The following is a 24,542-nucleotide window of genomic DNA, read 5'->3' as shown; positions in this document are numbered from 1 at the left end:
GGCTTGGTGATCCCATGACCAAACGGCCTTACGATGACCCATTCACAGACTGTAAACTCGGCTCCGATGCAATCCTCGGAACCCAAACCTTCGAGGATGTCCTGTTCACCGACGAGACGGAAACACCAGTGAACGTCTTGACCGGGGAAACGCCCAAGCACTCGCGAGCAACCCTCGATGAGGCCAAAGCCTTCGCTGCCGGTATCGACACGGACACTCCACAGATCGCACTCCCTGCATCGGTCGAGGCGCAGGTTGAGACCGCGAGCAAACCGTACACCGCAGCCGCATTCTTTCACTTCAAGGCGACAGGGTCGCTCAGACGGCACCGTGCCTACCACGCCGCCTACGAATCGAATGCATTCACGGTTACATTCGATGCTGACTACGAAACTGAGAATCTGACGATCACCGTTGAGGAGGTGAGTGAGCTACGACGGGACGAAATGTAGCGAGCGGCTCTTCAGGCGGTGTTTATTGAGCGCCGGCGATGGGTGCCGGCGCTCCCAGTTGCGGCGGAGAGCACTGTTGGGTGCGTCGGCAGACCGAGGTGAAAACCAATGCATATGGTCATCTACACGCTCGTAGAGGCATCAACGCGAGACGACGCTCTCGCCACTGGTAAGACGGTGTTCGATCGACTCGTCGGCGCGGCCCCCCACGCTGGCGCTGTCTTCGATTACTATGTGACGTTCGACGAAGATGGAACATCAGTTGCCGGCTCAGCCCGCTGGGGTGACCTGCCGGTGGCTGCGCCCGTGGATTCCAACGATGGAGAGGAACTGCTGGAACGCGGCTGGGAGGCGACGAAGGAGGAGTTCGAGCGGAATCTCGAGCGGGTGAAAGAAGCCATCGGCGAGCTCTCCGACAAGGAGATCATGCGCGACGGGGACCTCGCCCGGCACGCCTTCCACCAGGTCGGTGCGTACGACGGCCCGACGATCTTCCTGTACACCGAGCACGCGAGCGGCATCCGCCATCGCGAACAGTTGGATCGAATTCTGGAGGAAAGCGAGGACCTCTGGATCGTGCCTGCCGACGTCCACTTCTAATCGATGCCCCGAATCACAAACTGGCGACGGAGAAATCGCACGCCTACTCTCGAGTATCGGAACACTGAGACGGGTGCCCGAGCTGTCCTGCATCGAGCCCCGGACTCCTACCGGTACAAATGGCGTGGAGCGATCCTCGTCGACGGCTACCCGGTCTGGTCGCGAGGGTATGAGACAAAGGACGCGACGGCGTTTCGGAACGCGCTCCGTGACAGGCCAGCGCCCGAACTGAGTTGTCCAGAGTGTCTGAACGGCGACGTGGTCGTCGGAGGGAAAACAGCTGACCGCGCGAAAGTCCAGCGCTGGTTCGAGTGTCGGAACTGTGGGTACGAAGCACCCTCAGAGATCGTGTACGGCGCCGAGCGCTAATCGGTCGAGAATGCGTTGGGAGCTGTTTATCGTCCGGGCAGGAGAGGATGCCCCGGTTTGACCGGGGCGGTTCAACGATGAGCCTCGAAGTACTCAACCGTCACAGTGAGGCACTGTTCGAGTTCCTCTGGTGTCCGGTCTGCGGGCACGAGGTGTTCAGTCATATCCCCTTCGAGGGCGTGTTCTGCAAGAACTGCAACACACAGGTGGAACTCCAAGAATCACATGAGGATCGTGGCTACGAGGAAGCCGTCCTCGCCTGCTTCGATACCGACACGACCTGGAATCTCCACGTCGACGAAAAACTTCGTCGTGACCTGCCTGACGGGTCGGCGAGGATGAAGATCCTCGGCGCACCGGACGCCTACGAGGTCGACTGGTGGAGTCCCGAACCCAGCGAGGACTGGGAGCCGGTCGAGCGCGGTGAATTCGCTGACATCGAAGAACCTGCCGACGTGTCTCACTTGGCGTAAGGAGAGGCGTTCGGTGGGGGGTTTTTTCACCCCCTGAAGGGTGCGGGGGTGCTCGAACGAGCCCCCTCGAACAGAACTATGAGTGGAATTAGTGATCCACAGCCGAGCGAACAGTCACGTCCTTCGGATGATTCCGACGTCGTCTACGTCGGCTACCGTCGTCGAGGCCGCGCCATCGTCGAGAAACAGCCTGGCCAGGAACAGCTCACACCCGATCGGAGTCTCGAGTTGGCGAACCACAGCCCCTCAGGCTTCGAATGGGGATATGGTGGGAGCGGTCCGGCCCAACTCGCGCTTGCCCTCCTACTCGATTACACCGACGACGAGGAGGTGGCCCTGTCGGAGTACATGGAATTCAAGACCGAGGTGGTGAGCCAGCTGGAGTGTACAGAGCCAGACGGCTGCTGGCGACTCACCAGGCGTGAGATCGATGCAGCCCTTCGTGAGACAGTCGACGAACCAATCGCACCGTCCGTCAACTAACGATTACAGAGAGCAATCCATGTCAGAACCCACCCAGCAGTCCCGTACGAACGCAGAATCGACCGAGAACAGTACGCGACAGACTCCTACTGAATACGTCGAGCGAAGCGATGTCGGCGTCTCACTCACCGTGAAGCTCACTCGCGGTACTGGCACCCGCGATCAGGATAAGCTCACGGCCAAAGTGAAGGCGAAAACGCTCGAAGAGGCCCGCGAGGACATGGAGACGCTTCGGGAGTACATCCACGACCTCGCCGAGGACGCTCGCCAGATCCAACCAAGAGACGACGAGTAGCGGGCGGGTGCTGTTTTTCGTCGCCTCAGGAGGCGTGGAGGCGACCAGGAGTGAGCGACACAGGAGAGGACGATCCAGATTCGGCCGAACTGTCCCCAGAACAGCGTCTCGACCCACCGAATACACGACTCATCAACGCCGGCATCGCGACGATCAACGACATGGAGACGCTGCGAGCGTGCGTTGCCTACGAGAACGCCAACGAGCAACGTGTCCAGATCCTACGCCGACTCGATGACCGAGCCAGCGAGCTTCGGTCAGAAGATACCTAAATGACGCTCGCGGGCTGTTTGTCGGCGCCGTCAGGGGTGGAGGCTTCAAAATAGATGAGCGACCGACCTGAGATCGAGATTCAACAACAGACTGCGTTCGGTGAGGACGGCCAGCTCGAACTGGCCGAGACGAACGTCGAGACCTCGCTCGAGGACTTCGGTGCAGACGTCGATCATCGCGACCGAGACTCGCGGCTCGATCGCCCCGAAGCTAGTGAGTTCGGCGTCGACGACCGGCCAGAAGTAACGCAGTCCTCAACAGGAGATCAGTCGACGCTCTTCGCGGATACTGACGCCGACCAACAGACGCTCACCGGTGACGAGGCAGCGATGCAGTGCCTGTTCGGAGATTAACCAACACGCAGTCCCAGTTTCTACTTCTGTTGGTTAATGCTAGCGAGGTCTATCTTGCCCCGGAGAGCCCTGCGGGGCGACGGAGTCCCGCAGGAGACTCCTCATGGCCATTCACGACAGCGCAGACCCAGTTAGCAACAGTTCGACTGAGACATACTCTGACGCTCGACAAGCGGCATACGTGGCGTTCCTCCATCGGGTTCCGTTTGCGATCGATGCGCTGACTCTCGGCTTTCTCCCTGGGTTTCGCGAGGACTGCACGTATCAACAGTCGCAATTTGATACCCTCGAGTGCCCGGTCGGAATGCTCGATAACGATTTTCGGAATCCTGACCTGGACCGGTACGTCAATCGGGCACTCAAGTACGAGCCCGACGTGGGTATCATCGGTGACGCCTACGACGCTGCAGAAGTACAGTCGTACGTCGCTAAGATTCGAGAAGTCCAGAAGAGACTGCCCGAGACGGAGTTCATTATCGTCCCAAAATGCCGGGCCGCCATCGAGGCAATTCCCGACGATATCGTGCTCGGCTACTCGCGAGGGTATGCGGACAGACTTGCACACGAGTTCTCCGACCCCGTCGATTGGCGGGGCCGTCGCGTCCACATCCTCGGTGGCAGTCCACCCAAGCAACTCGAAGTCGTGGAGCAGCTCACCCAACCAACGCTGACGGGTGACCCGCCGGCCGACATCGTCGGCCTCGACTGGAATGGTCTGCATCGCGGGGCACAGTTCGGCGAGTTCTGGACGGCCGACGGTTGGGACGACAGTGGTCGCGACGCCGATCACGTCACGGTCCGAAAGACGGTCCGGCATAGTCTCAGCCGGCTCAAAGAATTCTGGCAGGACCACGGCGTCTGGCCCGATTCGACACCACAGACGGACGAGACCGCACTCACCTATTCCGGGCCCACGCCAAGCGATATCGAGAGCGCGGCGTGTACCGAGTGCCGCGCGAACGTGTGGACGACCGATCGTGGCCCGTACGTCGCCGAGTACGACACGGGAGCGGTCTGTGGGTACTGCTGCTATGAGTGCTACTTCTCGCACCGGCATCGGAACAACCTTGAGGAGATTGCTGGCGATCGGAGCGTCTACATCCCGCCTGCGTGACGCAGCGTCCTGTTTTTCGCGCCCTCCGGAGAGGACGAGGGCGTGCTAGATCAGGCCCTCCAAGATGGTGATTTCCGTGAGCCAACAACAGCATTCGAACGACGTCTCGATCGATGCAATTCCAGTCGACGTAGCGAACAGCCAATCAACCGGGGTCGAACCAGAAGATGTCCCCGAGGAAATCCATTCGATTACGCAAGCGCTCGCGCCCGAGCAGCCACCGACGAATCCGCTCGTCGCGCTGAAGGCCGCCCGCTGGTGGTATATCCACGGTACGGGCGGCACTGATCCGGTGTTCCAGTGGGCCATCGAGTGGACGCGGCACCTCGCGACCGACAGGCCCAGCGACGTCAACCAGTTCGATTCATTTCTCGACTACCTCGTCACAGTCGGCTTCGCTGATGAGAAAGCCGCCCTCCGCTAACCGCCGTCATGAGTTTTTATGCGCCGTCAGGGGTGCGGCGCGGGCTGAATTGAAGCGATCGCAGTAAGGCGAATTTCAGAATATCATGGCTACGACGAACGACTCGTCGGCCTCCTTCGAGGAGACCGACACGCGAACAGACGAGATGCATAGTACGATTGAAGCATGGATCGACGAACTCGTTGGCGACGTTGATGCGGCGCAGGCCAGCGATGAGTTCCAAGAGTGGCTCGACGTCCAGAGTCGGTTCCACGACTACTCCCATCGCAACACGCTGCTCATCAAACTCCAATGTCCCGAGGCGACGAAGGTCGCTGGCTTCAACACCTGGCTGAATGAGTTCGATCGGCACGTCCAGGAGGGCGAACAGGCGATCTGGATCTGGGCACCGATCATTACGAAGCAGTGCCCCGAATGCGAGAACTCGCCCAGTTACCACGAGGACATCGACTGTGAATACGACGAGACACCACCCGAGGAGTGGTCGAAAGGGCTGGTCGGGTTCAAACCCACTGCTGTGTTCGATATCTCGCAGACTGAGGGAGAGCCGCTTCCCGAGCTGGAGACCGAGGCGACTGGCGACGCTGAGGGCCTCGTACCCGCACTCACTGAGGCAGCGGATGAGCTCGGCGTGACGGTTCGCATCGTCGACGCTGACGAGTGGGCACACGGCGACGCAAAGGGCGTCTGCAAACAGCGGGATATCCATGATTTCACGCCGATCGTTGAGGCGAAAGCACGGACGAACCAGGCCGACCTCGCAGTTACGCTAATTCACGAGTTCGCTCACGCGCTGCTCCATTTCGACGTCGACGACGAGGCCGAACGATCAAAGCGCGAAGTCGAAGCAGAAGCCGTCGCGTACATCGTTGGTCGGTATTGCGGCCTTGAAACGAGCGGCTCAGCGTTCTATCTCGCCGCGTGGCAGGATGACGAACCAGAGTCGATCCAAGATCGGTTCGGACGGATTAGCAGCACCGCAGAGGAGATCATCGACGTGATCGACGGGTAGGTCAGTGTAGCGCGTCGATGAGCAGCTCTCCACGTCGCCGGGAGTTTCTATTGCGCCGTGGAAGGGTGGCGGCGCGCCTGATCGTGCGTCGACCGGGATAGAACGAATCCATGACTGAACAGTACCTCACGACGGTTCTCGACGAAGCCCGCCAGACAATCGAGAGCCATCCGCAAGTCGGCTACGGAACCGAACAGCCACTCCACGAACACCTGCGTTTCGCGGTACTCCGGCTGCTGGAGAACGAGGCTGAAGACACCCATACGGGCGAATCACGTGTTCCAGGGATCACTGTCGGGTACGGGAACGATGCGGCGATGTTCGATCACTGGAGAGACGAGGTTGAGTGGTGGACCGACATCGAACCGCAAGAGCACTGTACTCGGTTTCGCATCTTCTACGAGCAGTTAGACCAGGACGAGTTGCCGCGACAGGCGTTGGAGGTGATGACGGCGCTCGGCGCGTGGCGCGTCTGGGAGGGGCCAGCTGCAGCGTGTGGCTCCTACGATCACCGCGGTCGACGCGAAGCACACTTTCTCCTCCACTACAATCACCCGATTGAGGAGCACCTGGCTCGCCTCGTGGAACCCAACGACCCCGCTCTCGCCCCAGACGGTGGATGGGTGGCAACCAGAGACACCCAGAGCGCCATCAAACCAGAGACAGATACGGTTTCGGCAGAACCGTCAGCCGATGAACTCACACCGCGAACGCGGCGAGCATGCGACGAAGAGATGGATGTCTCACTCTTGAAGAAGGGTGGCGTGTACGAGGTTCATTCAGAGTCCGGAAATTTCTACGATGTCGATGTCGCTGCTGAGACGTGCACTTGTCTCGACTGGCAGCGACGCGAACCTGAAGGGGGTTGTAAGCATATGCGCCGCGTCGATATCGAAATCGAGGCAGGGCACGTTCCCCGACCAGACGGACGTCTCCCTTGCACAGAATCGGAACAGCAGCCAAATTCGATACTGTAGGCTGTCAGCAGCCAGCTAGGCTTAATCTTATTCTTAACATTAAGGTAGGGCTAGACCGAAGCCCTGGGAAGCTAGCTAACGGAACTCTCATCCACGATGAATTCTGCAGTCATAAGTACCGACTCGAGGCGCGCGATTTCATCGGCACACTCCAACTCGCCGATCCATCGATCGGGGAGTTCATCTGCTCCGAATCGAGCTCCCGCGATAGCTCCCGTAACTGCACCGACGGTGTCGGTGTCATCTCCCATATTTACAGCAGAGACGATGGCATCCTCCGCCGTGTCCGCTGTAAGTCCGTGATACAGCGATGTTTGCAGCGTATCGACCACGTAGCCGCTTGCACTGAGCGTGTCGTGATTGATACCGTCCGAAACCGATCGTAACGCTGTGAGGAGTTCCTCGGGAGCATCGGCTTCGATATGGTCGAGAGCGTCTCTGAGAGGGGTTGGTCGCTGGGTAAGTAACCCTGCCAAAGTGAGATTGAGCACGATACAGCCATACGTGCAGCGCGGATCCGCGTGCGTGATCGCTGAAGACGTCGCACTCATACGTGCAAGGTCACTCCACTCGTCCCGAAAGGCGATCGAATACGGCGCACAGCGCATTACGCTCCCATTCCCAGCATTGCTCCCTTCGGCGCGGGACTCCCACACCTGCTGGCCAGCATCACGCCAGGATGCTCCGTGTTTGATTTTCTGGAGGGCATCGCTGGTCATCAGGCCAATGTCGAACGGGCCACTGTCGTACCAGGCGACGAAGCGCTCAGCGATATCGTCCGGCCTGAACGCGTGATGCTCGGCAAGGCTTCGGGCAACACAGAGCGCCATTTCGGTATCGTCAGTAATGGTCCCTGCAGGCTGATTGTGCGTCCCGTGGCCCAGCATCTCTGTAACCATTCCGTGCGTCTGCGAAATCTGGTTTGAAGAACGGAATTCGACGGGACGTCCGAGGGCGTCGCCACAAGCAAGTCCTAGAAGAACGCCGGCCTCGGCATCTGTTGACGACATATACCCTTCTTTGAGATTCGGTGATAAAACTATTAATCAGTGACAGCAGTGGTATCAGCAATCGCTATGGAGAATACGTATGCTGATATTCGAAAAAAGCAGCATCTCGATATCACAGTCAAGGTTGTGACGTGCAGACCGGGTTCAGGTTCTCGACGCGCCTTCGAGATGACTGTCGAGGACGTTGATGGGACCTCATTTTCATTTACAGTATGGGCGAAAAGCCCGAATGGTCGGGACTACCCGTGGCAGGAGGGGCACTGGTATCGGCTTCACTCTGCATACGGGGAGGTGTGGCCAGCTGGCCGAGAGTTGCATGGGACGGGCAAACTCGAGATTGAACACAAAGGCGTTCGCCCGACCGACCGCCGTGCGAAGGTTCTCTACCTGACTGATACTCACCTGGGAAAGCAAACAGGCGGTCACAAGAACAATTCCTGGAAATTAGACACGGTCGCTGGATTCAACGCTGCGATTGACCTCGCGATCGAGCATCGTGTCGATGCCGTTGTTCATACTGGCGACGTCTTCCATAACGATACCACGAACGGAATTCCGGATTCAATCGAAGAAGCATGCCATGATGGTCTCACTGAGCTGGCGAACGCCGAGATTCCGTTCTACTTCATCTACGGCAACCATGCGCGGAAGAAGGGGAAAGTCTGTCTCGAACAGTTCTGTGACGCAGGATTGGCTACGCATCTTCGCTCCCGCCCCATTGTGATCGGTGATGCCGTCGCACTCTATGGAGTCGACTATCAGAAATCGTGGGACCACGGTCAGCTAGGCTTTGAGCGTCCACCAAGCGGAGTTGCGACTCTCCTCTGTATGCATCAGTCAGTCGCACCGCTTACGGGTAATTCACAACCAGATTGTCACCTCCAGGAGATTCTTGAGGAGAGTACCATCGCCATTGATGCACTCGCTCTCGGCCATCTCCATACAAAGGCAGAGAAGACTCTAACCGATTGTACAGCGTTCTGTGGTGGTGCGACTGAGCGTCTGACCGAAGAATTGGAACCGAGCGTCGAAATGATCACGGTTGAAAAGGGAGCAGTTCAGCGCAAAACGCACCCATTGTGACTCTTCTCAGTATTTAATATTAAGATTGAGATTAATGAGTCGAAACACTGTATCGAATTCCGAGTTACTCCCTTGGAGAAAGTGAGGAGCGCTCAAAGTGAAATTGTTCTGGCTCTCCGATAAAGAAGAAAACGTCAATACCGGCTTCCGTTAGCTTTGGAATGACCTCACGCTGATTATCAGTGATGTGTGGCTTTCTCGGAGAGGTTTCAGTGTATTTCACTTCGACATACACAGAGGGATTTTCTATCTTGACGGAACCAGCATTGTGATGCTTACTAATGTACGTCTCTAGCACGTCCTTCGGACCGTGTAAGTAGAAGTCTGGGAGGCCCGAGGCCCGTGGAAGGTCGCTGAGAACTTCCTGACATAGAGAGGGGAGTTGATTCACTTTTGATTCAGCTCGTCGTCGATCTTGATCAGAAACCGTGTCAGGGTAGTTCTGTTCGCGCTCCTTGAGCCTCTCAAACCGAGTGACCCAAAAATACGTCTGTCTTCCACGATCAACTGAAATGTCCTTTTCCGTCGTTAGATCGGCAAAGAAGGATTCAAATTCTCGCCCCTTCACATTATTCGAGGCCATACGCAGGCTCACGGGGCTCAATACCTCGCGGTTGTTTCTGGCGTATTTTTCTACAACATACGAAAGGGTGTGAAATACCTTCGATTCAGTCTGATATAGGTCACTACCTGCTTGTTTCGCATCTTGAAGCGTTTCAATTTCGTTGAAGTCGACGCTACCGATGGCTCGTTCTTTGAGTTCGTCCTCGATTTCTATTCGCAATTCTTCACTAATATAGGCTCTTGAGTCGATTTTCACTAGTGCGTCGTCAATAGACACAGTCTGCGTACCCAGTCGTGAAAATCCAGTTCGCCAAAGTGCAAGTCGAATACAGAATAACCAGCTGAACCCCTGTTCTCGGAGATTCCAAAGCGGGAATAGCTCTGTGTTTTCGATCCACTCGCCAAGTGCAGAATCCAGCAAACTCGTAGTGACGATCTCAGCGTCTCCTTTGCTGGTTGACAAACAAACAATGAACTGGTCTTCTGTGAGTTCTAGCAATAATACCCAGCTTAGTAGCCGCTGCCTTTTGTCTCGATGGGCTTCGGCTTCCTCGAGGGTGTCGAATGTAGAGGAATTTTGCCAAGACCCTAATGGACCATCGTATTCCATATTGACGGAATATCTATCAGGGTCTTCTGCTGTGTCTATCGAGAATTGTCGTATTGGCTCCCTATGTTTGATAAAACACTCTATGCAGTAGGGGAACTGCTCGAATGTGGATGTCTGAGCATCCACCTCCCTTTCGCATTCCTCGCATTTTCCCATGATGTTGAAGTTAGACTAGCTTCATCCTCAGGAACTAATTATATATCGACAGTCTTCTCGTCTTCGAGCGCACCCCCATTCATTATGTATAGCTCCATGTAGTTTATGATATGGAATATTAGGGCTACAGGCCGTGAATCGCCCAAATATTGGCATATCGGCCAATTCAATTCTACTGTGTATTATCCCAGTTGTACACAGTAGATTTACGTGGGTCGCCGCCGTCGGTCGAGCACGAACCATGGAACCCGACGAGGGCGACGCTACACCCGGGGGAACACCAGTCGAGACTGCCATCCAGCAGTACCTCGACAGCGTCGAGGCTGGCAACTCCAGGAAGAACTTCGCGTCGACCCTCGCGACGTGGCGCACCTGGCTGCGCGAGGAGCGCAGTGTGACGAGCCTCGAGGACCTGGACGTCCTCGACTGTCGACGGTACGCTCGCCATCTCAAAAAGCAGGCCCGCGACGGCGATTTGAAAGCGAGTACCGCGACCACCTACTACGCGTACGTCCGCGCGTTCCTCACGTTCTGTGTCGCCGACGAGCTCCTCGATACGAATCCGGCCAAAGCGAAGCGTGCTACCGACGAGCTCCCCGAGGATCTCGGTGACGCCGACCGGCAGTTCTGGCGGGAAAAGGAGCGGCGGGCGATCATGCGCTACGTCGACGAACGTGTCGACCACGCCCTTGACGAGGAAGCGGACGTGAGTCGTAATCGGGCCTTTCGCGACCGAGCAATCGTCTATCTCCTAGGACTCTCAGGCGTTCGCGGCGCGGAGGTGTTCGCTGAACCCTCGGACGACAAGCGCAACGGCATCACCTGGGGAGACATCCAACTCGACGCCGGTGCAGTCCGCGTCCTCGGGAAGTCACGAGAGTACGAGTATGCACAGCTGCCCGAGCGGGCCGCCACGGCATTAGAGCGGTACAGGACTGTCCTTGATCCCCCAACCAACGAGTGGCCGGTCTTTCCCAGCGGGCACGCTCCGTCGAAATATCGCGCCGTTCGCGAGCAGCTGGCCCACGAGGGAATTTCGGACGACGAGATCGAGACCATCCTCGACGACAGTGATATCGACACAGTGCTCCGAGAACATGAGGTCGTCCCACCAGCGCTCTCGACGAACGGTGCTCGCAACCTGATGAAGCGGCTGTGTGAGGACGCTGACCTTGACGTCGACGGTGACTACCTGAAGCCACACGGTGCTCGTCGAGGGCTCGGCCACGAACTTTACGCGAGTGGCCACGCTGAACTGGCCCAATCAGCGCTCCGACACGCGAGCATCGAGACAACCCACGAGTCGTACTCCGACATCCAGGCAGCAGAGACGGCGAAGCAAGTCGACGATCTCCTCGGGGAGTGAATCAACCAACGCGTGGATGCAGCAGTAGGGCGTTGGTTTAGGAGGCATCGGAACCCTAATGTTAATCCTAATATTAAGATTATGGTTATTAGTTGCCTTTGGAGGGGCCCGAGAGAATCCAGAGACGTACCTGAGGAAGTCCCATATAAAGCATGGTGCCCGTATTATCTGAATCTGGCTCTACTCCTCCTAGAAATCGATAACACAGGTTAGACCCTATATGTCCTCCTGGGTTTATATCAATCATATGGGTCTCAGAGACCTGATCAAACAGCGGCGGAGTAGAGTTCTCCCCGAAGAAGTGGGAGACGCAGCGGCAGACGTCATTCCGGGATTCTTCATCGAAGGCCAAGTTGCTCCGAAGTACAGAGAGCACCTGCTGGAGAGCTATCGGAAGCGCGATGGGAATCCACCGAGGCGAGATGACAACGGACATCTCCGCTCGATTGATGAAACACGGATGGACAGGGCCTGGAACGATGTTGCCGAGGCTATGGATCGAAGTGAAGGTGACATTCGAGCCTGTGTTCTCAACATATACGAGGATGCTGGCGAGTATGAAACCAAACCGGCCCGCCTCCGTCACGATTTTAACGAAATACTGACTCGTGCCGCGACTGAAATCGAGGATTGAGCCTGCCACGGCGTCCATCACTGTCGAGCCCTACCTGCTTCCTGTTCACACGTAGCCTTTCGGACAGAGGAACTCCAATTGAGGGAGCATGATTAATCTTAAGAATAAGGTTAAACCTTTGAGAATAGTAATCGGGTGAAGTGGACTGGACCATCAGTAATTCAATACTAGCCGTCCCAGTGAACGACAAACCAGTATTGGTCTACAGCAGCACTAAGTAGTAGACGACCTGTTTTAATCTTATTCTTAAGATTAGGTTTCGTGGTTTGAGTCGTCTCTTCTCGCAGTCCCACTCGAGACCCCACCAAAATCTACAAGAGTATCGGTAGCTAAGAGCGACCATGGTAGCCCTCAGCGAACAAACATTGGGGATGGAGCTTACAGTCCCATTGCCGGTGCCGAACAGCCGGCTATTCCGATACGCAGCAACAGGCGACATCCTCACACTGCTCGCCAACAACCCACATACACGGTTCAGCATCAGGGACATCCGACGGGCGACTGATCACAGCCCGAGCAGCGTGACCGATACAGTCGACCTGTTAGCTGAAACCGACCTCGTCCAAATTACACGAGAAGGGAACAGGAAGCTCGTCCAGATCAATCGCGAGCGCCTCACAAAGCCAGACGACCCGGTTCTCCAGATCCCGCAGTCCGAGTTCCACGATCCGGTTCGAACCCTCGAGGAGAGTTTGCGCAGTCGGGTCGACAATATCGCCGGCATCCTCATCTTCGGCAGCGTCGCCCGTGGCGAGGCTGACCGTTCGAGCGACATTGACTGCTTTGTACTCGTCACCGATGAGAAGGCGACCGCCCAGCGAATCGCTCACGAAGTCGCACGCGACTTGGAGGAACAACGGTTCGCTGGCGACCGCTACCAGTTCCAGGTCCTCGCCGAATCAATGGAGAGTGTTACCAACATCGGCGATCGACTCCGCGAGATCTTCACTGAGGGTATCGTTCTCTACGAAACTGAGGAACTCCAAACGGCCAAGCAAGAGGTCCTGACGAATGGACAGTAGTTACGTCGAAGACGCACTCACGGACGCCCAGCGATCGTTCGAGCGTGAGCCAGCCCACAAAGAATCTGGACTCGACACCGACGACGACGCACTCCTGCAGCTCCGGAAGGCATGTCGTCTCCTCGATGCTGCCCGTTTCCTGCGGACACAGAACGGATACTATACCGTCGTCATCGAAAGTTCGTTCATCGCCATCGAGCGCAGTATTCACTTCTATCTACTCCACGCGACAGGGATGGGCAGCACCGAGTTCGTCACTCACTCTGATGTCTATGAACGTGGCGCCGAGGCGAACTTGTACAGCGAGTCGTTGGGAGACCAGTTCCTCCAACTCTGGCGGGAGAACCGCTCGAAAACCTACTATCGACAAGCCGTCGGTGGAGAAACACAGGCCGACGCCATGCTCGAGCTCGCGACCGCGGTTCATCAGTATATTCTCGACTATCTTTCCATCGGCCACGAGTGCATCTGCAATCGAGGTTGATAAGCTTAAGTCTAATATTAAGATTAATCAGTCAACTTCGCCCTCTTGAGTCGATTCTGAGGATAAAATAGGTCGAGGCGAGTGTCGGTCGCACGATGTCTTGGGGATTGCATATGAGTGAGAGAACCAACGGAACAGGTCTATTAGAGGTCGGTTGGCGGAAGGAGGTCACAGAGGATGGGTGCTTGTTCGAGGAGCGAGTCGAAGAGGCGTTCAGTAGGCCGATATAACGCATGATGTTCATCAACGGTGTAAGTGGACTCCTCATCCTCTGTCCGAGAGAGGAAGTCGCTGTCGAGAAGCGGAGCTAGCGTAGCATCTAGCGCAGCACCGGTACGCCCAGACTCGACTTCGAGTGTATGACGTGGAAATTGGGAAAGAAAACTGCGGGTACAGCAGCCTAGCACGTGGGCACGCCGGACAGCGAATAACTCATTGAGTGCAGTACGATGGGTGCGTGTCCAATAATCGTCGAGCCTGACGTAGGTGCGGACAATCGGAGAAAGGTCATTGAGGGTGCCATTTGCGTGGACAATGCCGAGATCGTTGAGGGCGTGTTGGTCGTGGGTGTCAAGAGACTCACCGAGCGGATGGAGGACAGTTTGGAGTGCATCGTGGTACCGCGACGTTAGAAATTCGCCAGCGACGACATGGGCGTTGCCGATATTCCGGGTTGGGTGGATTGCCTCGTGGTGATCGGGATCGCGATGGTCAACATGGGTTCGTGGGTAGGTCATGTAGCACCCCCCACAACGAGGCGTCAGGCATTAACACTCCGAGCGTCCAAGAATGGCGATATTAGTTCCCCAATCTGAACCGCTGTTGAACACTTAGCTATCAACAGGCGTCGAAAGAGCGTCGAAGGGAAGCTGCTACTGAACGGTCGGAGCGGATTCCAAGCCAGAAACAGCCTTCACGATATCAGTCAGGGCGTCCCGTGAGAGGGGGTCGATCTCTTCGCGAACGCCGTCGACTGTATAGAGAATCGATGCCGAAATCTCACGCTCAGGATACAGCTCCCGAAGTACGTGATAGTAGACACTGAGTTGTTTTCGGTACTCGGCTTCCGCGTGCCGACCACGGTCGGTCTTGTAGTCGACCACTTCGATGCGGTCGGCTCGAACGTGAACGAGATCGATAATCCCGGAGATCATCACGCGAGTCCCGTCGACGTCCAGCGGAAGGTAGGCGTCCTCCTCGACGAGCAGGTCGCCCGACAGGCCATCGAGAAACGACATCACGTGCTGTTTGTCGTCCCATCCGGGGTCATCCCGATTCAGTTCTACATCATCGCCGCGCGCGTACGCTTCCGCAAAATCGTGGACGTCGGTGCCGAACGCCTTCCCCATACCATCGTCGACGTCCTCGAAAACGTCCTCACGCATCAGTGAATGCGGTGAGTGTCCGACCGGTCCCTCCGGTGTCGGTACCGTAATCAGCAACTCTGTCTGCTCGGTGTCGTCGACGGTGTCTGCATCGGGTTCAGTGTCCCACGCTTCGATTTCAACCGGGAGTTCTTCGAGGAACGTGTTTGGGTCCTCCCCGGCCGAGAAGATCACGTGGCTCTCGGCGCGCGTAATTGCCACGTAGAGCAGTCGGCGCTCCTCGTCGTACTCCCTGGGTAAACACCGGCGGAGGACGTCAGTCCGCCAGTCATCGTATACGTGAGGAAGGCCGTCAGCCTCGGCGTAGCGTTTCCGCTGTCGGAGTCCGACCGGATCCTGAAACGTAATCGTTCCACTCCCGCCGCCCGACGGCGGGAATCGCCCACTGTTCATGTTGGCGAGCACGACGATAGGATGTTCGAGCCCCTTCGCTGCGTGAATCGTCTGGACCGTCACTGAGTTTGCACCGGCGTTCGCATGAACATCGTGGGTACTGCCCGCTTCGATGCCGCGCTGGATGAACCGGATAAGGTCTCCCCGAGTCAGTGTCGTCGCGGTGTGCACTGACTGAATCGTGTGGAGAACGACGTCGGCCGTAGCACCGTCGTACCCGTAACGCGAGAAGACGCGTTCGGCCACCCCGCCGAGCGTCTCCAGTTCTGCCAGCTTCTCGCGGAACGAGCTCATGTTCTCGGGATACGCCTCAGTCTCCAGGACGTGCTTGATCTCATCGAGTGCGTAGCCTGCTTGCTCGAGGACGACCGCCCAGCCGCGGTCGGTGTCGGATTCGAGGATGCGGAGCCACGCTAGCAGTAACTTCGCCTGAGGCGTGCGGAACAGCTCGATCCCGCCCTCGTACGCCATCGGCAGTCCGTACTCCTCGGCGGTCTGCAGCAGGTCGCGGCCGAACTCTCGTGTTCGCGTGAGAACTGCGACGTCTCGATACTCGGGCGTCCGAAGCGACCCGTCATCGGCCTCAACCTGGTAGGCATCGTTGCCGACGATATCCTGAATCTTCGCGACCACCGACTCGTGTTCCTCTGGGCTCGCGATCGCTTCGATCTGGGTGTTCTCGTGTTCGGTGTTGGTCGAGAGTGAGACGATTCGATCCTGGATGGCCTCGACATCGACGTTGTCCCGGTTCGCCGCCGGAACGAGTAGCCCGTGCTCCGAGAAGTCGAGGATCTCCTGGGTGGAGCGGTAGTTCTCGATAAGCTCGATGGTGTGAATGGGACGGGTGTCGAAGGTGACCCGTTCGTGGTCGGCGTTCAGTTCGTCGACGAACCGATTGAGTCGGTCCTCGAAGGCAGTGATGTTCTCGACTTCGGCGTACTGGAAGCCGTAGATGCTCTGCTTCCAGTCACCGACGACACAGAGGTTGTTTGTCCCCGCGAGCAGCAGCGTCAGCTTGAACTGAATCTCGCTGGAGTCCTGGAACTCGTCAACCATCGCGTAGTCGAACGCAATGGATTCACGAAGCGCGTGGTCCTCACAGAGCAGGATGAACGCGAACAATTGGAGGAACCCGAAGTTGAGGTAGTTCCGGCCGAGCGCGAATTCGAGGTACTCGTAGAAGACGTCGTGGACGAATGCCTTGAGTCCCTCGCGGTCAGCGTCGAATACCATCCGAGCGACGGCATCGGGGACGCGCTTCGTGCCCTGCCCGCGAATATCGGCCTTCTCAGGGGCGTTTGGCAGGTAGCACTTGTTCTTCCCATAGCGATTGAGCTTCGATCGAAGCTGTGACTGCTTGCTCCCGCCATTCTGTGGCTCATTTACCTCATCGAACAGCGATTTGAACGCCTCAAAGTTGCCGTCGAGATACCGTTCGCCGTTCCGATACCAGCCGTCGGCTGTCGGGAACACACCCTTCGAGGCGAGTTGTGAGACGAGTCCGAGGAGTTCCGTCGGGTTCGAGACGATGCGGAAGTAGTCATCGTACTCGGGGTGGTCGTCGCTGAACCGGTCGATGAACTCTCCGAACAGGGCTTCCTCGACGAGGTCGTCTTCGACGATGCGCGTCGAGCCCGTGATGCGGTCGTCGATCCCGAGGTGCGTCGGCGCGGCATAGCCGTGCTCCTGGAGGAGATCGTGGCAGAGCGAGTGGAACGTCTGAATCGGCGCGTCCGCGAGATCGCGCATTCCGTACTCGCAGTGGCCGACGATCCGGTCCTTCATCTCGGTTGCAGCGTTGTTCGTGAACGTCACCAGCAGCACGTCCTCAGGGACGACGTCGTCCTCGTCGACGATGTTCGCATAGCGGCGCGTGATGGTGAACGTCTTCCCCGTGCCTGCGCCGGCGTCAACGAGGTATAAGCCGTCGGTGCTGTCGATGAGGTCCTGCTGTTGAGGGTTGGGGTCAGTCATGGTCAAGAAGGAGGTCGCGGTTGTCCACGCGACGGTAGTTCGGTTCACCGGCGAGTCCGTTCACAGGGAAGCGTTCTTCGCCAGCACGTCGGTGGTTAAGTTCCATCATACGCTCGGTGACGAACGTCTCGAAGGCGTCGAGATCCTCTTCGAAGTAGTTCTGACTCCGAACTCGTGCCAGCTGACGAAGCAGCTGTTTACAGCCCGACGAGACGTATTTGTACTCGCCGACACACTCCTGGAGTCGAGTTTGCATCGCCTGCCCGAACTCGGAGTCGATGAGTTCGTCACTATCGCGTGTCGCCGGTAGCGGGACCGACTCGAACGCAGCTTGATAATCAGTGTACTCAATCTTCGAGAGCGTCTTCTGGCAATTCTTCGCCCCGTCATCGCGGAGCTTCTCGAACGTCGCTCGCGACCGGGCGTGCTCCTCGAACTGGGTCGGATGATACTCAACGGTCGTCAGCGTCTCATCTAAGTCCGCCTCGCCGGCGACGACGTCGTCGAGCGTCTCGAGAAAGTGGAAGAACGTGAACTGTAGGCGCTCGCCCGGGCGCTCACTTCGGCGGTGGGCGAGATAGAGAAGTGCCTGGAAGTTCGGCGTATCGCTTGGTGGATCGAGCGCGGAGTTCTTGACGACGCGAGACGCTCGTTTCCGACTCCCACTCTTGTAGTCGAGGAGGTGAGTCGGACCATGAACGAGGTCGATCTTACCCTTCAGTCCGAGATCCTCGTTCTCGAACCAGCGCTCCGTGAACGGCGAGTCGACGTCTCTGTCAAAATGGGCCGCGAAGAAATTCTGCCCCCACCCGCTGTTGGGAGTGAGCAGGTCGTCGCCTTCCGGGGTGCGTTCGTCGAGCAGCTCGACGATGGTTTCGAGCCCGATCCGGTACTTGGTACGGCGCGTTGGACGGTCGACGCGGCGAACGAACGATTCCGCCTCCTCAAGCATTACGTCGACGAGGTCTTCGATGGTCTCCTCGTCGATCAGGTCGGGATGATTGACGTAGAACTCGGCGAAGTCATGGAAGAGATTCCCCTCCTTGAAGTAGTCCTTATCGGGGCCGTCGACGAGCCGACTGAAGAGGTAGTCACGGGGGCTGTTGACGTACGTACTCAGACTGGACTGGCTGACGGTGTCGATTTGCGTCGGTGAGACGTCGAGCGATTCCTTCTCGAACCCATCTTGGGTCGCACTGAAGGTCCGTCCGTGAGTCACCGTGTCGAGATCGCTGAACCGTTCGAAGTCATCATCAAGGAGGTCCTCGAAGTAGAGACACGGCGTTGCGGGTGAGCCGCCGATCGTGTCCTGAACGAGGTAGTACTGTTCGACGCCGTTCTGGAGGAGGAGCTGAAACTGCGTCAGGTTCCGAGTGAATTCGGCGTCACGGTCAACCCACGGACGACGTGGTGGGGAGTGAGTCCACGCTTCGTCGAGGCCGAGGTAGAATACGACGGGGCGGTCCACGTAGGCTGCTGACTTCGCGTCGGCCAGGAGAACCCCTTCGTGTTCGCGGTCGACGGGGACTTCGTAGCTCTGGAGGTAGTATTCGAGCCGATCAATTCCCTGTCTGATGACGTAGTCGGTAGCGATACCGAGCGCCTCGAGTTCATCTCGGAACGCATCGAGGCTGATCCCGGCCTGTCGTTCGTATGCAGTAAGTGCTCCAGCGAACGTTGTCTCGCCGATTAGCGCGCTGAACTCCTGGAACCAAGTGAGACTGTCGGCGTCGACATCCTGTAGCCGCTTATCGTCGTGCTCAACGTCGACAGCGATCCCGAGGCTGGAGAGGACTGAACGAATTGTCTTCACACGCGTCTCTGTCCCGCGAGTAGCGGCGCGAAGGAACTGGACGAATCCACGGTGGTGCTGTTCATCAGCGAACCCGGGGCCACCGATAAACGGAATATCGGCGGCCTCGAGCGCGCTCGGGACCAGCGTCGCATACTCACTACCGCGATCCGAGACGACCGCGACGTCCTCCGCATTGTCGGCGGAGACTATGCCGAGCACAGCGTCGACGATTGCTGTACTTGAATCGAAGATGTGGAACGGCGGTCGGTCGAATGCGGCATCGGTGAATGGATCGAACGTATCGTACTGCGTGGGGAGAATCGATTGTTCGAGGGTCGTGAGTTGGTCGTGGCCGACGACGGCAACATCTTTGCTGTCGTCGATTTGGTACTCGCCGAGTCGCCGGGAAGTCGTATCGAGCGTTGAGAGCTGTTCGACGGTGGTCTCCGTCGCGGTGTCGGCGTATGCGTCGTAGTCGAGAACGGCATCGACGCGTCCCTGGTGCTCCCAGCATTGGAGCGTGTTGCCGATCGCGTATGCAGCCTGCTTCCACTCGAGGTCGGTGGTCGTAACGAGTTCGAGAAAGGCACTCCGATCCTCGGCGCGTTCGCGACGGCCTGCTGCGAGTCGACGCGGCGTGATGGCAAATATACCGAGATGAGCCCGGTCAAGACGTCGGTTCAGGCCACTGGCAAGCGGCGCATCAGGAACGATGACGAGGTCATAGTCTCGGACTTCGTCGTAGAGAGAGTCAAGTGGTTTCGCCCGCGTAACTGGCACGGCAACAACAACTCAGCCAATAATTCATATAATTATCGCCAAGTGTGTACTTGATAGCGATCACTTGGTATCGATGAGAAAGAAGTCGCCGGCTAAGACATCAATCCCCTTCATATGCGGAGAAGTGGGTCGGGAAGCGCAGGACAGTCGTAATCGAAGGTCCCCCGCTTAACCAACAAAATTAAGCCTTCGAGCCCCATCTGTTGGTTAAAGTGCCCCCATGTCGTACTCAGAACCAGCGACCCCACCCGAGGTTCCAGGAGAAGTAGCGTCCTCACTCGAGGAGTGTAATGCGGAAACGCTCCGGTCTATCGCCAAGTATGCTGATGCACTCGCAGAGTATCGAGAGCGAGAGGCGCGGTTAAACGAAGCTGATGATGAAGACGATCCTCAAGAACGCCCTGAGGATTTGCCTGAAGACGTCCCTACCAAAGCCACACTGACTGAGAAGGAGATCAACGGAAATCGGTATTACTACTGGCAGTGGAGAGAAGGTGACAAAATCAAATCACAATACAAGGGGCCAGTGAATCCGAGCGAGTAGAGATTAACCAACAAGTGCAGAATACTGGCGTGTCTGTTGGTTAACCAGGTGGACTTGTTGCTGCCGATTCCAGTATCAATATCTTACCGTAGAATGGATGTCTTCCGCGTATTCGAGAGAATCAGATTTCGATAGTGACTCGATTCTGAGAGTAGCTGAAACGGCCGTAGTTAATCTTAAGATTAATATTCAGATTAGATTTAAGTCGGTTCAGTATGTGGAGCCACTATGAGCGACCAATTCACCGAGGCCCTCGATAAAACAGAGGAGGCACAGGAGACCTATGCGAATCAACTCGGGATCAAGCCAGAGCGAATTCCGTTCACGGCTGAAACACTTCCTGACGCGAGGATTGCGGTGCGTGCGAATCAAGATCTACTCAACGAAGTCGCGAGCCACATCCTAAATCGAGCAGGCCACATCTCGATCATCGATGAACGGGGCGCTGGGAAATCTCACTTCCGTGATCTCGTGTACGATGCTCTTTCAGATGGCCCTCGGAGCGAGGAGTTCCGAGTCGCTCGAATACGCGAAGTGGAGTCCATCACGACACGTCGCTTCTATACACGCCTTCTCGACGAGCTCAGTGAGTACGATGACCTCGAGATTCCAGAGACGTACCCTCACGCCACAGACGAAGTTCGACAGCTCGTCGAGGAGGTTGCCGACCAGCTCGAAGCCCTCGATATCGCGTGTATTATTCAGGTCGACCAACTCGAGGATGCAGCTCGGAATACACGGACCTTCGAGCAGCTACTAGCCGCGTTGCAGAGTGTCGGTGACCTCGGAGAAAGTGAACCAGTTTTCATTCTCTTCCTGTTCGGAACAGAGCGTGCTGGTGATCGAATCGACGAACTGCGCGAGACACTCAGTTCGCGACTCGTCGCGAAGGATCGGACGCTGGAACGGTTCGGGTTCGCAGAAACAGAAGAACTCATCGCCAGGTGGCTTGCCTGGGCCCGTGAGGAAGAGTACGATTCTGGATATCCGTCCGACCCCTACACGGCGAGTGCCATCGAGACTGTCGTCGAAGTCAGCGATGGGACTCCGCGTAATACTCGACAGAAGTGCTATCATGCATTCCGGGCTGGTGCGCAGCAATTCGCAGCCGAACAAGACGTCCAAATCACGGACGAGACGTTAGACGAATATCTTTAATATTAAGCTTAAGAACAAGAGCGTATGAGCAACGACAATCCATTCGGCGAAGCGATGGATGACGCAGCGGAGGAAAAAGACCGAGTGGACCAGCAAGGTTCGTCGGACTTCGATACAGAACCTTACTACGACGCACTCAATACTGGCGTGAAGGACCATACAATAGGCGTCTCCGTAAGCGAAGAAATGCATCAGTTCTGGCGTGAACTCCAGGACACGGATGATGTCGACGTCAATCCGGCCCAGTCCATTCGTAATCATCTCGAGAATCTCGCCCATCGTCACCCGGACGTATTCGAACGAGCTATGCGGAAGCTCGAAATCGATCGGGAGATGTGACCGACGCCCTTAACCAACAAGTCTGCCGGAAGACATCTTCGCGTTGGTTAACTAGCGAGAGAGACTCAAATCGTCTTGCAATCGGTGACACATGGACTGTACGCATCGACCCTGCAGTGACGTAGAATCCGATGGATTGCATTCTAATCGCCAGGAAGCGGAGGCTCACCCCTATCGACTTGTTCACCGAGACCACGTACGTACACAGAGTCACCCCTATCGATTTGTTCAGGGGCGTAGCTATGGGCAGTTCGATCGTTGAGGAGAGAAGTTCCTGAATTCCAGGATAGAATTATGAACGCGGAAGGCCTCGCTGGGGAACGGATTCTGCATATTACGGTACTGACTTTGGAACCACCCTCTCACCCCTATCGATTTGTTCTCCCGGGAAAGAGCACCACCGGAGCTGTTTGACACCGGTGGAAGTAATGAGAAATACGGTGATCAGGAGTTCTCTCCTATATTCTACGCTTTTATAAGATTGTTTTTCGACTATTTCGGGAGACGAGGACGAAGTAGAACAAATCGATAGGGGAGACTGGTTGAGCTCAGAAGCAAGTCTAAGGACTTGTATTGGAGATGTCGAGGCTGACTACACCCACGTTACAGGAACCTGTTTAAGTCAAGAAACGAAGCCAAATCGAACGACTCCAATCGATTAGAACAAATCGATAGGGGTGTGTCTACTCTAGCTAGTCTAGTACTAGAACTAGAAGAAAGAAGAATAGATAGAGAGGACAACAGCTCATCCAACGAAAATTCGGCTTAGGGGTGGTGACAGCGTGATCGGCATCGAGTGACCCCTACCCCTCCTTTGTGGGTAGAACAAATCGATAGGGGTGAGAGGGTGTTGTTCATTTCTCGTGATGTCGTCCAAAGAAAGCCTCTCTAACAAATCGTCGGAGGTCTGCGAGCAGAACGCTATAACTCTTTGATTCTACACTGATGAGCCTCATAGCGGTAGAAAAGAAATCGACAGGGGAATCTTTTAGTATCCTGATAGAGTGAGGTGGGGTATGCCCACGGATCCTGGTCCCGAGGAAACACCCGAGTCCACGGGTTCTATCAAAGATCTCATCCTCGAGCAGGAAGAAGCCGCGAGTCTCATCAAGAACCGATCTCTTCTCGAACCGAACGAGATCGTCGACGAGGAACGTATCGTCGGTCGCGACTCCCAGCTTACTGACATCACCCAACATCTTCGCGTCGCGATCAGCAACGAACGTCCCCCAAATCTCTTCCTCTACGGACCGTCAGGGACTGGGAAATCGCTCATTATCAACGCCGTCTGTTCGAACATCCTCGAACTCTGTGAAAGTCGTGACATCAGATTCGGCGTAATCCAGATGAACTGCCAGAACGTCGGGACTCTCGGCTCAGCCGTTTACGAGCTAGCCCGAAAAGTCGCGAACGACGTCGGAGCGACCGTTGAGGTCCCAGAACACGGTATCCCGAACAAGAAGAAATGGCGAGAACTCTATCGTCTAATCAACGAGCACTACGACACAGTCGTCTTCATCCTCGACGAACTCGATATGCTCGTCGGTCGCCGAGATATGGACGAGCCGGCTTTCTCTCGTCTTCTGTACCAGCTATCTCGTGCTGGGAGCACGGACGAGATCACTGCCCAGGTTTCGGTGACCGCCATCACCAACGACACGAAGATGATGGAAAACGTTGGCAGTCGAGCACTCAGCTCGTTTACACCCGAGGACGTCCACTTCAGCGACTACGACGCCAACCAGCTCCGAGAGATTCTTTGGGCTCGGGAAGATGCTTTCCACGAAAACGCACTCAGTAACGACGTGATTCCGCTAGCTGCCGCGTTCGCTGCTCAAACGAACGGGGACGCACGGAAGGCGATCGACCTCATGCGAACAGCAGGATCGATCGCTGAGAAAGCAAATGCGGACCAGGTTCGCGAAGAGCACATCCGAGAAGCCCAAGACAAAGTCGAGAAGAACCGCGTACTCGAAGTGACTCGTGGGATTAGCACCCAGAAGAAGCTCTGTCTCTTTGCGACTGCTGCGGTTGCTCGGGAAACCGGGACTGGTGCAGCGAAAAGTCCGCTCGGCTATCGCGTGTATCAATATCTGACGGGGACACTCGATGCAGATCAGTATCACCAGGAGACGTACGTGAACAAGATGAAGGAACTCACGACGTATTCCTTGGTCGAGACCGAGCGGAAAAGCCAGGGACCGCATTCGGGAAGTTATCTCGAGTTTACGTTTGGAGAGAACCCGAACACCATCATCGAGACACTTCGAGAAGATTCGCGACTGAAGGACGTCAACGTGGACGAACTACGGACCGTCGTGAAGGCTCAGATCAATAAGTAGCTTCTTCTCGGAACAAATCGATAGGGGCGAGGGTGCGGCAACAACCTAGCTCACTCGACATCGAGAACAAGTCGATAG

25 protein-coding genes are annotated in these 24,542 nt (G+C 56.5%); 21 read left to right on the top strand and 4 right to left on the bottom strand.

Translation table 11 applies throughout. From position 1 onward, the window contains the following. Positions 1-14: 14 nt before the first annotated feature. The 12 genes from BM083_RS21755 to BM083_RS23610 all read left to right on the top strand — a co-directional run bounded on the left by BM083_RS21755 (position 15) and on the right by BM083_RS23610 (position 6,825). Positions 15-452 (top strand): DUF8025 family protein, encoded by a 438-nt coding sequence (locus tag BM083_RS21755; RefSeq protein WP_089872599.1) that lies wholly within the window; start codon positions 15-17, stop codon positions 450-452. A gap of 108 nt (positions 453-560) precedes the next feature. Continuing rightward, positions 561-1,052 (top strand): DUF7995 family protein, encoded by a 492-nt coding sequence (locus BM083_RS21750; protein WP_089872597.1) that lies wholly within the window; start codon positions 561-563, stop codon positions 1,050-1,052. A 3-nt stretch (positions 1,053-1,055) separates the two neighbouring features. Further along, positions 1,056-1,421, top strand: coding sequence for a DUF7568 family protein (locus tag BM083_RS21745; RefSeq protein ID WP_089872595.1), 366 nt, complete (start codon positions 1,056-1,058; stop codon positions 1,419-1,421). 77 nt (positions 1,422-1,498) lie between these two features. After that, positions 1,499-1,894: a DUF7567 family protein gene (locus BM083_RS21740; protein ID WP_089872593.1), complete on the top strand. Its 396-nt coding sequence runs from the start codon at positions 1,499-1,501 to the stop codon at positions 1,892-1,894. A 78-nt stretch (positions 1,895-1,972) separates the two neighbouring features. Continuing rightward, a complete protein-coding gene (locus BM083_RS21735; protein ID WP_089872643.1) occupies positions 1,973-2,377 on the top strand; it encodes a DUF6166 domain-containing protein in 405 nt (134 codons plus the stop codon). A 19-nt stretch (positions 2,378-2,396) separates the two neighbouring features. Further along, a complete protein-coding gene (locus tag BM083_RS21730) occupies positions 2,397-2,672 on the top strand; it encodes a DUF7389 domain-containing protein (protein ID WP_089872591.1) in 276 nt (91 codons plus the stop codon). A 50-nt stretch (positions 2,673-2,722) separates the two neighbouring features. Further along, positions 2,723-2,944, top strand: coding sequence for a DUF8129 domain-containing protein (locus BM083_RS21725; RefSeq protein WP_089872588.1), 222 nt, complete (start codon positions 2,723-2,725; stop codon positions 2,942-2,944). A 54-nt stretch (positions 2,945-2,998) separates the two neighbouring features. Then, the gene (locus tag BM083_RS21720) at positions 2,999-3,298 is read left to right on the top strand and encodes a hypothetical protein (RefSeq protein WP_089872586.1); all 300 of its coding nucleotides are present in this window, start codon (positions 2,999-3,001) and stop codon (positions 3,296-3,298) included. A gap of 103 nt (positions 3,299-3,401) precedes the next feature. Continuing rightward, positions 3,402-4,412 (top strand): DUF6610 family protein, encoded by a 1,011-nt coding sequence (locus tag BM083_RS21715; protein ID WP_089872584.1) that lies wholly within the window; start codon positions 3,402-3,404, stop codon positions 4,410-4,412. A 76-nt stretch (positions 4,413-4,488) separates the two neighbouring features. Then, positions 4,489-4,836: a DUF8013 domain-containing protein gene (locus tag BM083_RS21710; protein ID WP_089872582.1), complete on the top strand. Its 348-nt coding sequence runs from the start codon at positions 4,489-4,491 to the stop codon at positions 4,834-4,836. Positions 4,837-4,921: 85 nt separating this feature from the next. Beyond that, positions 4,922-5,848 carry an ArdC-like ssDNA-binding domain-containing protein gene (locus tag BM083_RS21705; protein WP_089872580.1) on the top strand — a complete coding sequence of 309 codons (927 nt, stop codon included), beginning with the start codon at positions 4,922-4,924 and terminating at the stop codon, positions 5,846-5,848. A gap of 110 nt (positions 5,849-5,958) precedes the next feature. Next, the gene (locus BM083_RS23610) at positions 5,959-6,825 is read left to right on the top strand and encodes a hypothetical protein (protein WP_177197740.1); all 867 of its coding nucleotides are present in this window, start codon (positions 5,959-5,961) and stop codon (positions 6,823-6,825) included. A 71-nt stretch (positions 6,826-6,896) separates the two neighbouring features. Here the strand turns inward: BM083_RS23610 and BM083_RS21690 are convergent, their stop codons facing one another. Beyond that, the gene (locus BM083_RS21690) at positions 6,897-7,835 is read right to left on the bottom strand and encodes an ADP-ribosylglycohydrolase family protein (protein ID WP_089872576.1); all 939 of its coding nucleotides are present in this window, start codon (positions 7,833-7,835) and stop codon (positions 6,897-6,899) included. A 66-nt stretch (positions 7,836-7,901) separates the two neighbouring features. Here BM083_RS21690 and BM083_RS21685 point away from each other — a divergent pair, with 66 nt between their 5' ends. Continuing rightward, complete coding sequence (locus tag BM083_RS21685) at positions 7,902-8,918, top strand: metallophosphoesterase family protein (RefSeq protein ID WP_245756972.1); 1,017 nt, start codon at positions 7,902-7,904, stop codon at positions 8,916-8,918. Positions 8,919-8,982: 64 nt separating this feature from the next. Here BM083_RS21685 and BM083_RS21680 read toward each other — a convergent pair whose 3' ends face one another. Continuing rightward, positions 8,983-10,248, bottom strand: a complete 1,266-nt coding sequence (locus tag BM083_RS21680; RefSeq protein WP_089872574.1) for a hypothetical protein — start codon at positions 10,246-10,248, stop codon at positions 8,983-8,985. Between the two features lie 241 nt (positions 10,249-10,489). Between BM083_RS21680 and BM083_RS21675 the strand changes: the two genes are divergently transcribed. From BM083_RS21675 to BM083_RS21660, 4 genes are all read left to right on the top strand, one after another. Next, positions 10,490-11,614, top strand: a complete 1,125-nt coding sequence (locus BM083_RS21675) for a tyrosine-type recombinase/integrase (RefSeq protein WP_089872572.1) — start codon at positions 10,490-10,492, stop codon at positions 11,612-11,614. Between the two features lie 247 nt (positions 11,615-11,861). Next, complete coding sequence (locus BM083_RS21670; protein ID WP_089872570.1) at positions 11,862-12,248, top strand: hypothetical protein; 387 nt, start codon at positions 11,862-11,864, stop codon at positions 12,246-12,248. Positions 12,249-12,589: 341 nt separating this feature from the next. Continuing rightward, entirely contained in the window at positions 12,590-13,270 is a 681-nt protein-coding gene (locus BM083_RS21665) for a nucleotidyltransferase domain-containing protein (RefSeq protein WP_089872569.1), read from the top strand. Further along, on the top strand, positions 13,260-13,754 hold the full coding sequence (locus BM083_RS21660) for a DUF8154 family protein (RefSeq protein ID WP_089872567.1): 495 nt from the start codon (positions 13,260-13,262) through the stop codon (positions 13,752-13,754). The genes BM083_RS21665 and BM083_RS21660 overlap by 11 nt, the downstream gene beginning before the upstream one ends. Before the next feature lie 872 nt (positions 13,755-14,626). Here the strand turns inward: BM083_RS21660 and BM083_RS21650 are convergent. Continuing rightward, entirely contained in the window at positions 14,627-17,506 is a 2,880-nt protein-coding gene (locus BM083_RS21650; protein ID WP_089872562.1) for a UvrD-helicase domain-containing protein, read from the bottom strand. Continuing rightward, positions 17,499-20,081, bottom strand: coding sequence for a PD-(D/E)XK nuclease family protein (locus tag BM083_RS21645; protein WP_089872560.1), 2,583 nt, complete (start codon positions 20,079-20,081; stop codon positions 17,499-17,501). The genes BM083_RS21650 and BM083_RS21645 overlap by 8 nt, the downstream gene beginning before the upstream one ends. Before the next feature lie 220 nt (positions 20,082-20,301). Between BM083_RS21645 and BM083_RS21640 the strand changes: the two genes are divergently transcribed. The 4 genes from BM083_RS21640 (at position 20,302) to BM083_RS21625 (ending at position 24,464) form a co-directional block, all read left to right on the top strand. Further along, entirely contained in the window at positions 20,302-20,625 is a 324-nt protein-coding gene (locus BM083_RS21640) for a DUF6788 family protein (protein WP_089872558.1), read from the top strand. 228 nt (positions 20,626-20,853) lie between these two features. Next, positions 20,854-21,783 (top strand): ribonuclease H family protein, encoded by a 930-nt coding sequence (locus BM083_RS21635; protein ID WP_089872556.1) that lies wholly within the window; start codon positions 20,854-20,856, stop codon positions 21,781-21,783. 24 nt (positions 21,784-21,807) lie between these two features. Further along, positions 21,808-22,122 (top strand): hypothetical protein, encoded by a 315-nt coding sequence (locus BM083_RS21630; RefSeq protein ID WP_049917019.1) that lies wholly within the window; start codon positions 21,808-21,810, stop codon positions 22,120-22,122. Between the two features lie 1,076 nt (positions 22,123-23,198). Next, positions 23,199-24,464, top strand: coding sequence for an orc1/cdc6 family replication initiation protein (locus BM083_RS21625; RefSeq protein ID WP_342707960.1), 1,266 nt, complete (start codon positions 23,199-23,201; stop codon positions 24,462-24,464). The last annotated feature ends 78 nt before the right edge of the window (positions 24,465-24,542 follow it).

The sequence above is a fragment of the Halogranum rubrum genome, from assembly GCF_900114455.1.
Classification (GTDB): Archaea; Halobacteriota; Halobacteria; order Halobacteriales; family Haloferacaceae; genus Halogranum; species Halogranum rubrum.
The sequence above is the reverse complement of the archived record's forward strand: the minus strand, read 5'-3'. Positions and strand labels throughout refer to the sequence as shown.

What these genes read in the sequence shown, in the direction of transcription:
- BM083_RS21755 (WP_089872599.1), top strand. Translation starts at nt 15, where the DNA reads ATGACCAAACGGCCTTACGATGACCCATTCACAGACTGTAAACTCGGC.
- BM083_RS21750 (WP_089872597.1), top strand. Translation starts at nt 561, where the DNA reads ATGCATATGGTCATCTACACGCTCGTAGAGGCATCAACGCGAGACGAC.
- BM083_RS21745 (WP_089872595.1), top strand. Translation starts at nt 1,056, where the DNA reads ATGCCCCGAATCACAAACTGGCGACGGAGAAATCGCACGCCTACTCTC.
- BM083_RS21740 (WP_089872593.1), top strand. Translation starts at nt 1,499, where the DNA reads ATGAGCCTCGAAGTACTCAACCGTCACAGTGAGGCACTGTTCGAGTTC.
- BM083_RS21735 (WP_089872643.1), top strand. Translation starts at nt 1,973, where the DNA reads ATGAGTGGAATTAGTGATCCACAGCCGAGCGAACAGTCACGTCCTTCG.
- BM083_RS21730 (WP_089872591.1), top strand. Translation starts at nt 2,397, where the DNA reads ATGTCAGAACCCACCCAGCAGTCCCGTACGAACGCAGAATCGACCGAG.
- BM083_RS21720 (WP_089872586.1), top strand. Translation starts at nt 2,999, where the DNA reads ATGAGCGACCGACCTGAGATCGAGATTCAACAACAGACTGCGTTCGGT.
- BM083_RS21715 (WP_089872584.1), top strand. Translation starts at nt 3,402, where the DNA reads ATGGCCATTCACGACAGCGCAGACCCAGTTAGCAACAGTTCGACTGAG.
- BM083_RS21705 (WP_089872580.1), top strand. Translation starts at nt 4,922, where the DNA reads ATGGCTACGACGAACGACTCGTCGGCCTCCTTCGAGGAGACCGACACG.
- BM083_RS23610 (WP_177197740.1), top strand. Translation starts at nt 5,959, where the DNA reads ATGACTGAACAGTACCTCACGACGGTTCTCGACGAAGCCCGCCAGACA.
- BM083_RS21690 (WP_089872576.1), bottom strand. Translation starts at nt 7,835, where the DNA reads ATGTCGTCAACAGATGCCGAGGCCGGCGTTCTTCTAGGACTTGCTTGT.
- BM083_RS21685 (WP_245756972.1), top strand. Translation starts at nt 7,902, where the DNA reads ATGGAGAATACGTATGCTGATATTCGAAAAAAGCAGCATCTCGATATC.
- BM083_RS21680 (WP_089872574.1), bottom strand. Translation starts at nt 10,248, where the DNA reads ATGGGAAAATGCGAGGAATGCGAAAGGGAGGTGGATGCTCAGACATCC.
- BM083_RS21675 (WP_089872572.1), top strand. Translation starts at nt 10,490, where the DNA reads ATGGAACCCGACGAGGGCGACGCTACACCCGGGGGAACACCAGTCGAG.
- BM083_RS21670 (WP_089872570.1), top strand. Translation starts at nt 11,862, where the DNA reads ATGGGTCTCAGAGACCTGATCAAACAGCGGCGGAGTAGAGTTCTCCCC.
- BM083_RS21665 (WP_089872569.1), top strand. Translation starts at nt 12,590, where the DNA reads ATGGTAGCCCTCAGCGAACAAACATTGGGGATGGAGCTTACAGTCCCA.
- BM083_RS21660 (WP_089872567.1), top strand. Translation starts at nt 13,260, where the DNA reads ATGGACAGTAGTTACGTCGAAGACGCACTCACGGACGCCCAGCGATCG.
- BM083_RS21650 (WP_089872562.1), bottom strand. Translation starts at nt 17,506, where the DNA reads ATGACTGACCCCAACCCTCAACAGCAGGACCTCATCGACAGCACCGAC.
- BM083_RS21640 (WP_089872558.1), top strand. Translation starts at nt 20,302, where the DNA reads ATGTCGTACTCAGAACCAGCGACCCCACCCGAGGTTCCAGGAGAAGTA.
- BM083_RS21635 (WP_089872556.1), top strand. Translation starts at nt 20,854, where the DNA reads ATGAGCGACCAATTCACCGAGGCCCTCGATAAAACAGAGGAGGCACAG.
- BM083_RS21630 (WP_049917019.1), top strand. Translation starts at nt 21,808, where the DNA reads ATGAGCAACGACAATCCATTCGGCGAAGCGATGGATGACGCAGCGGAG.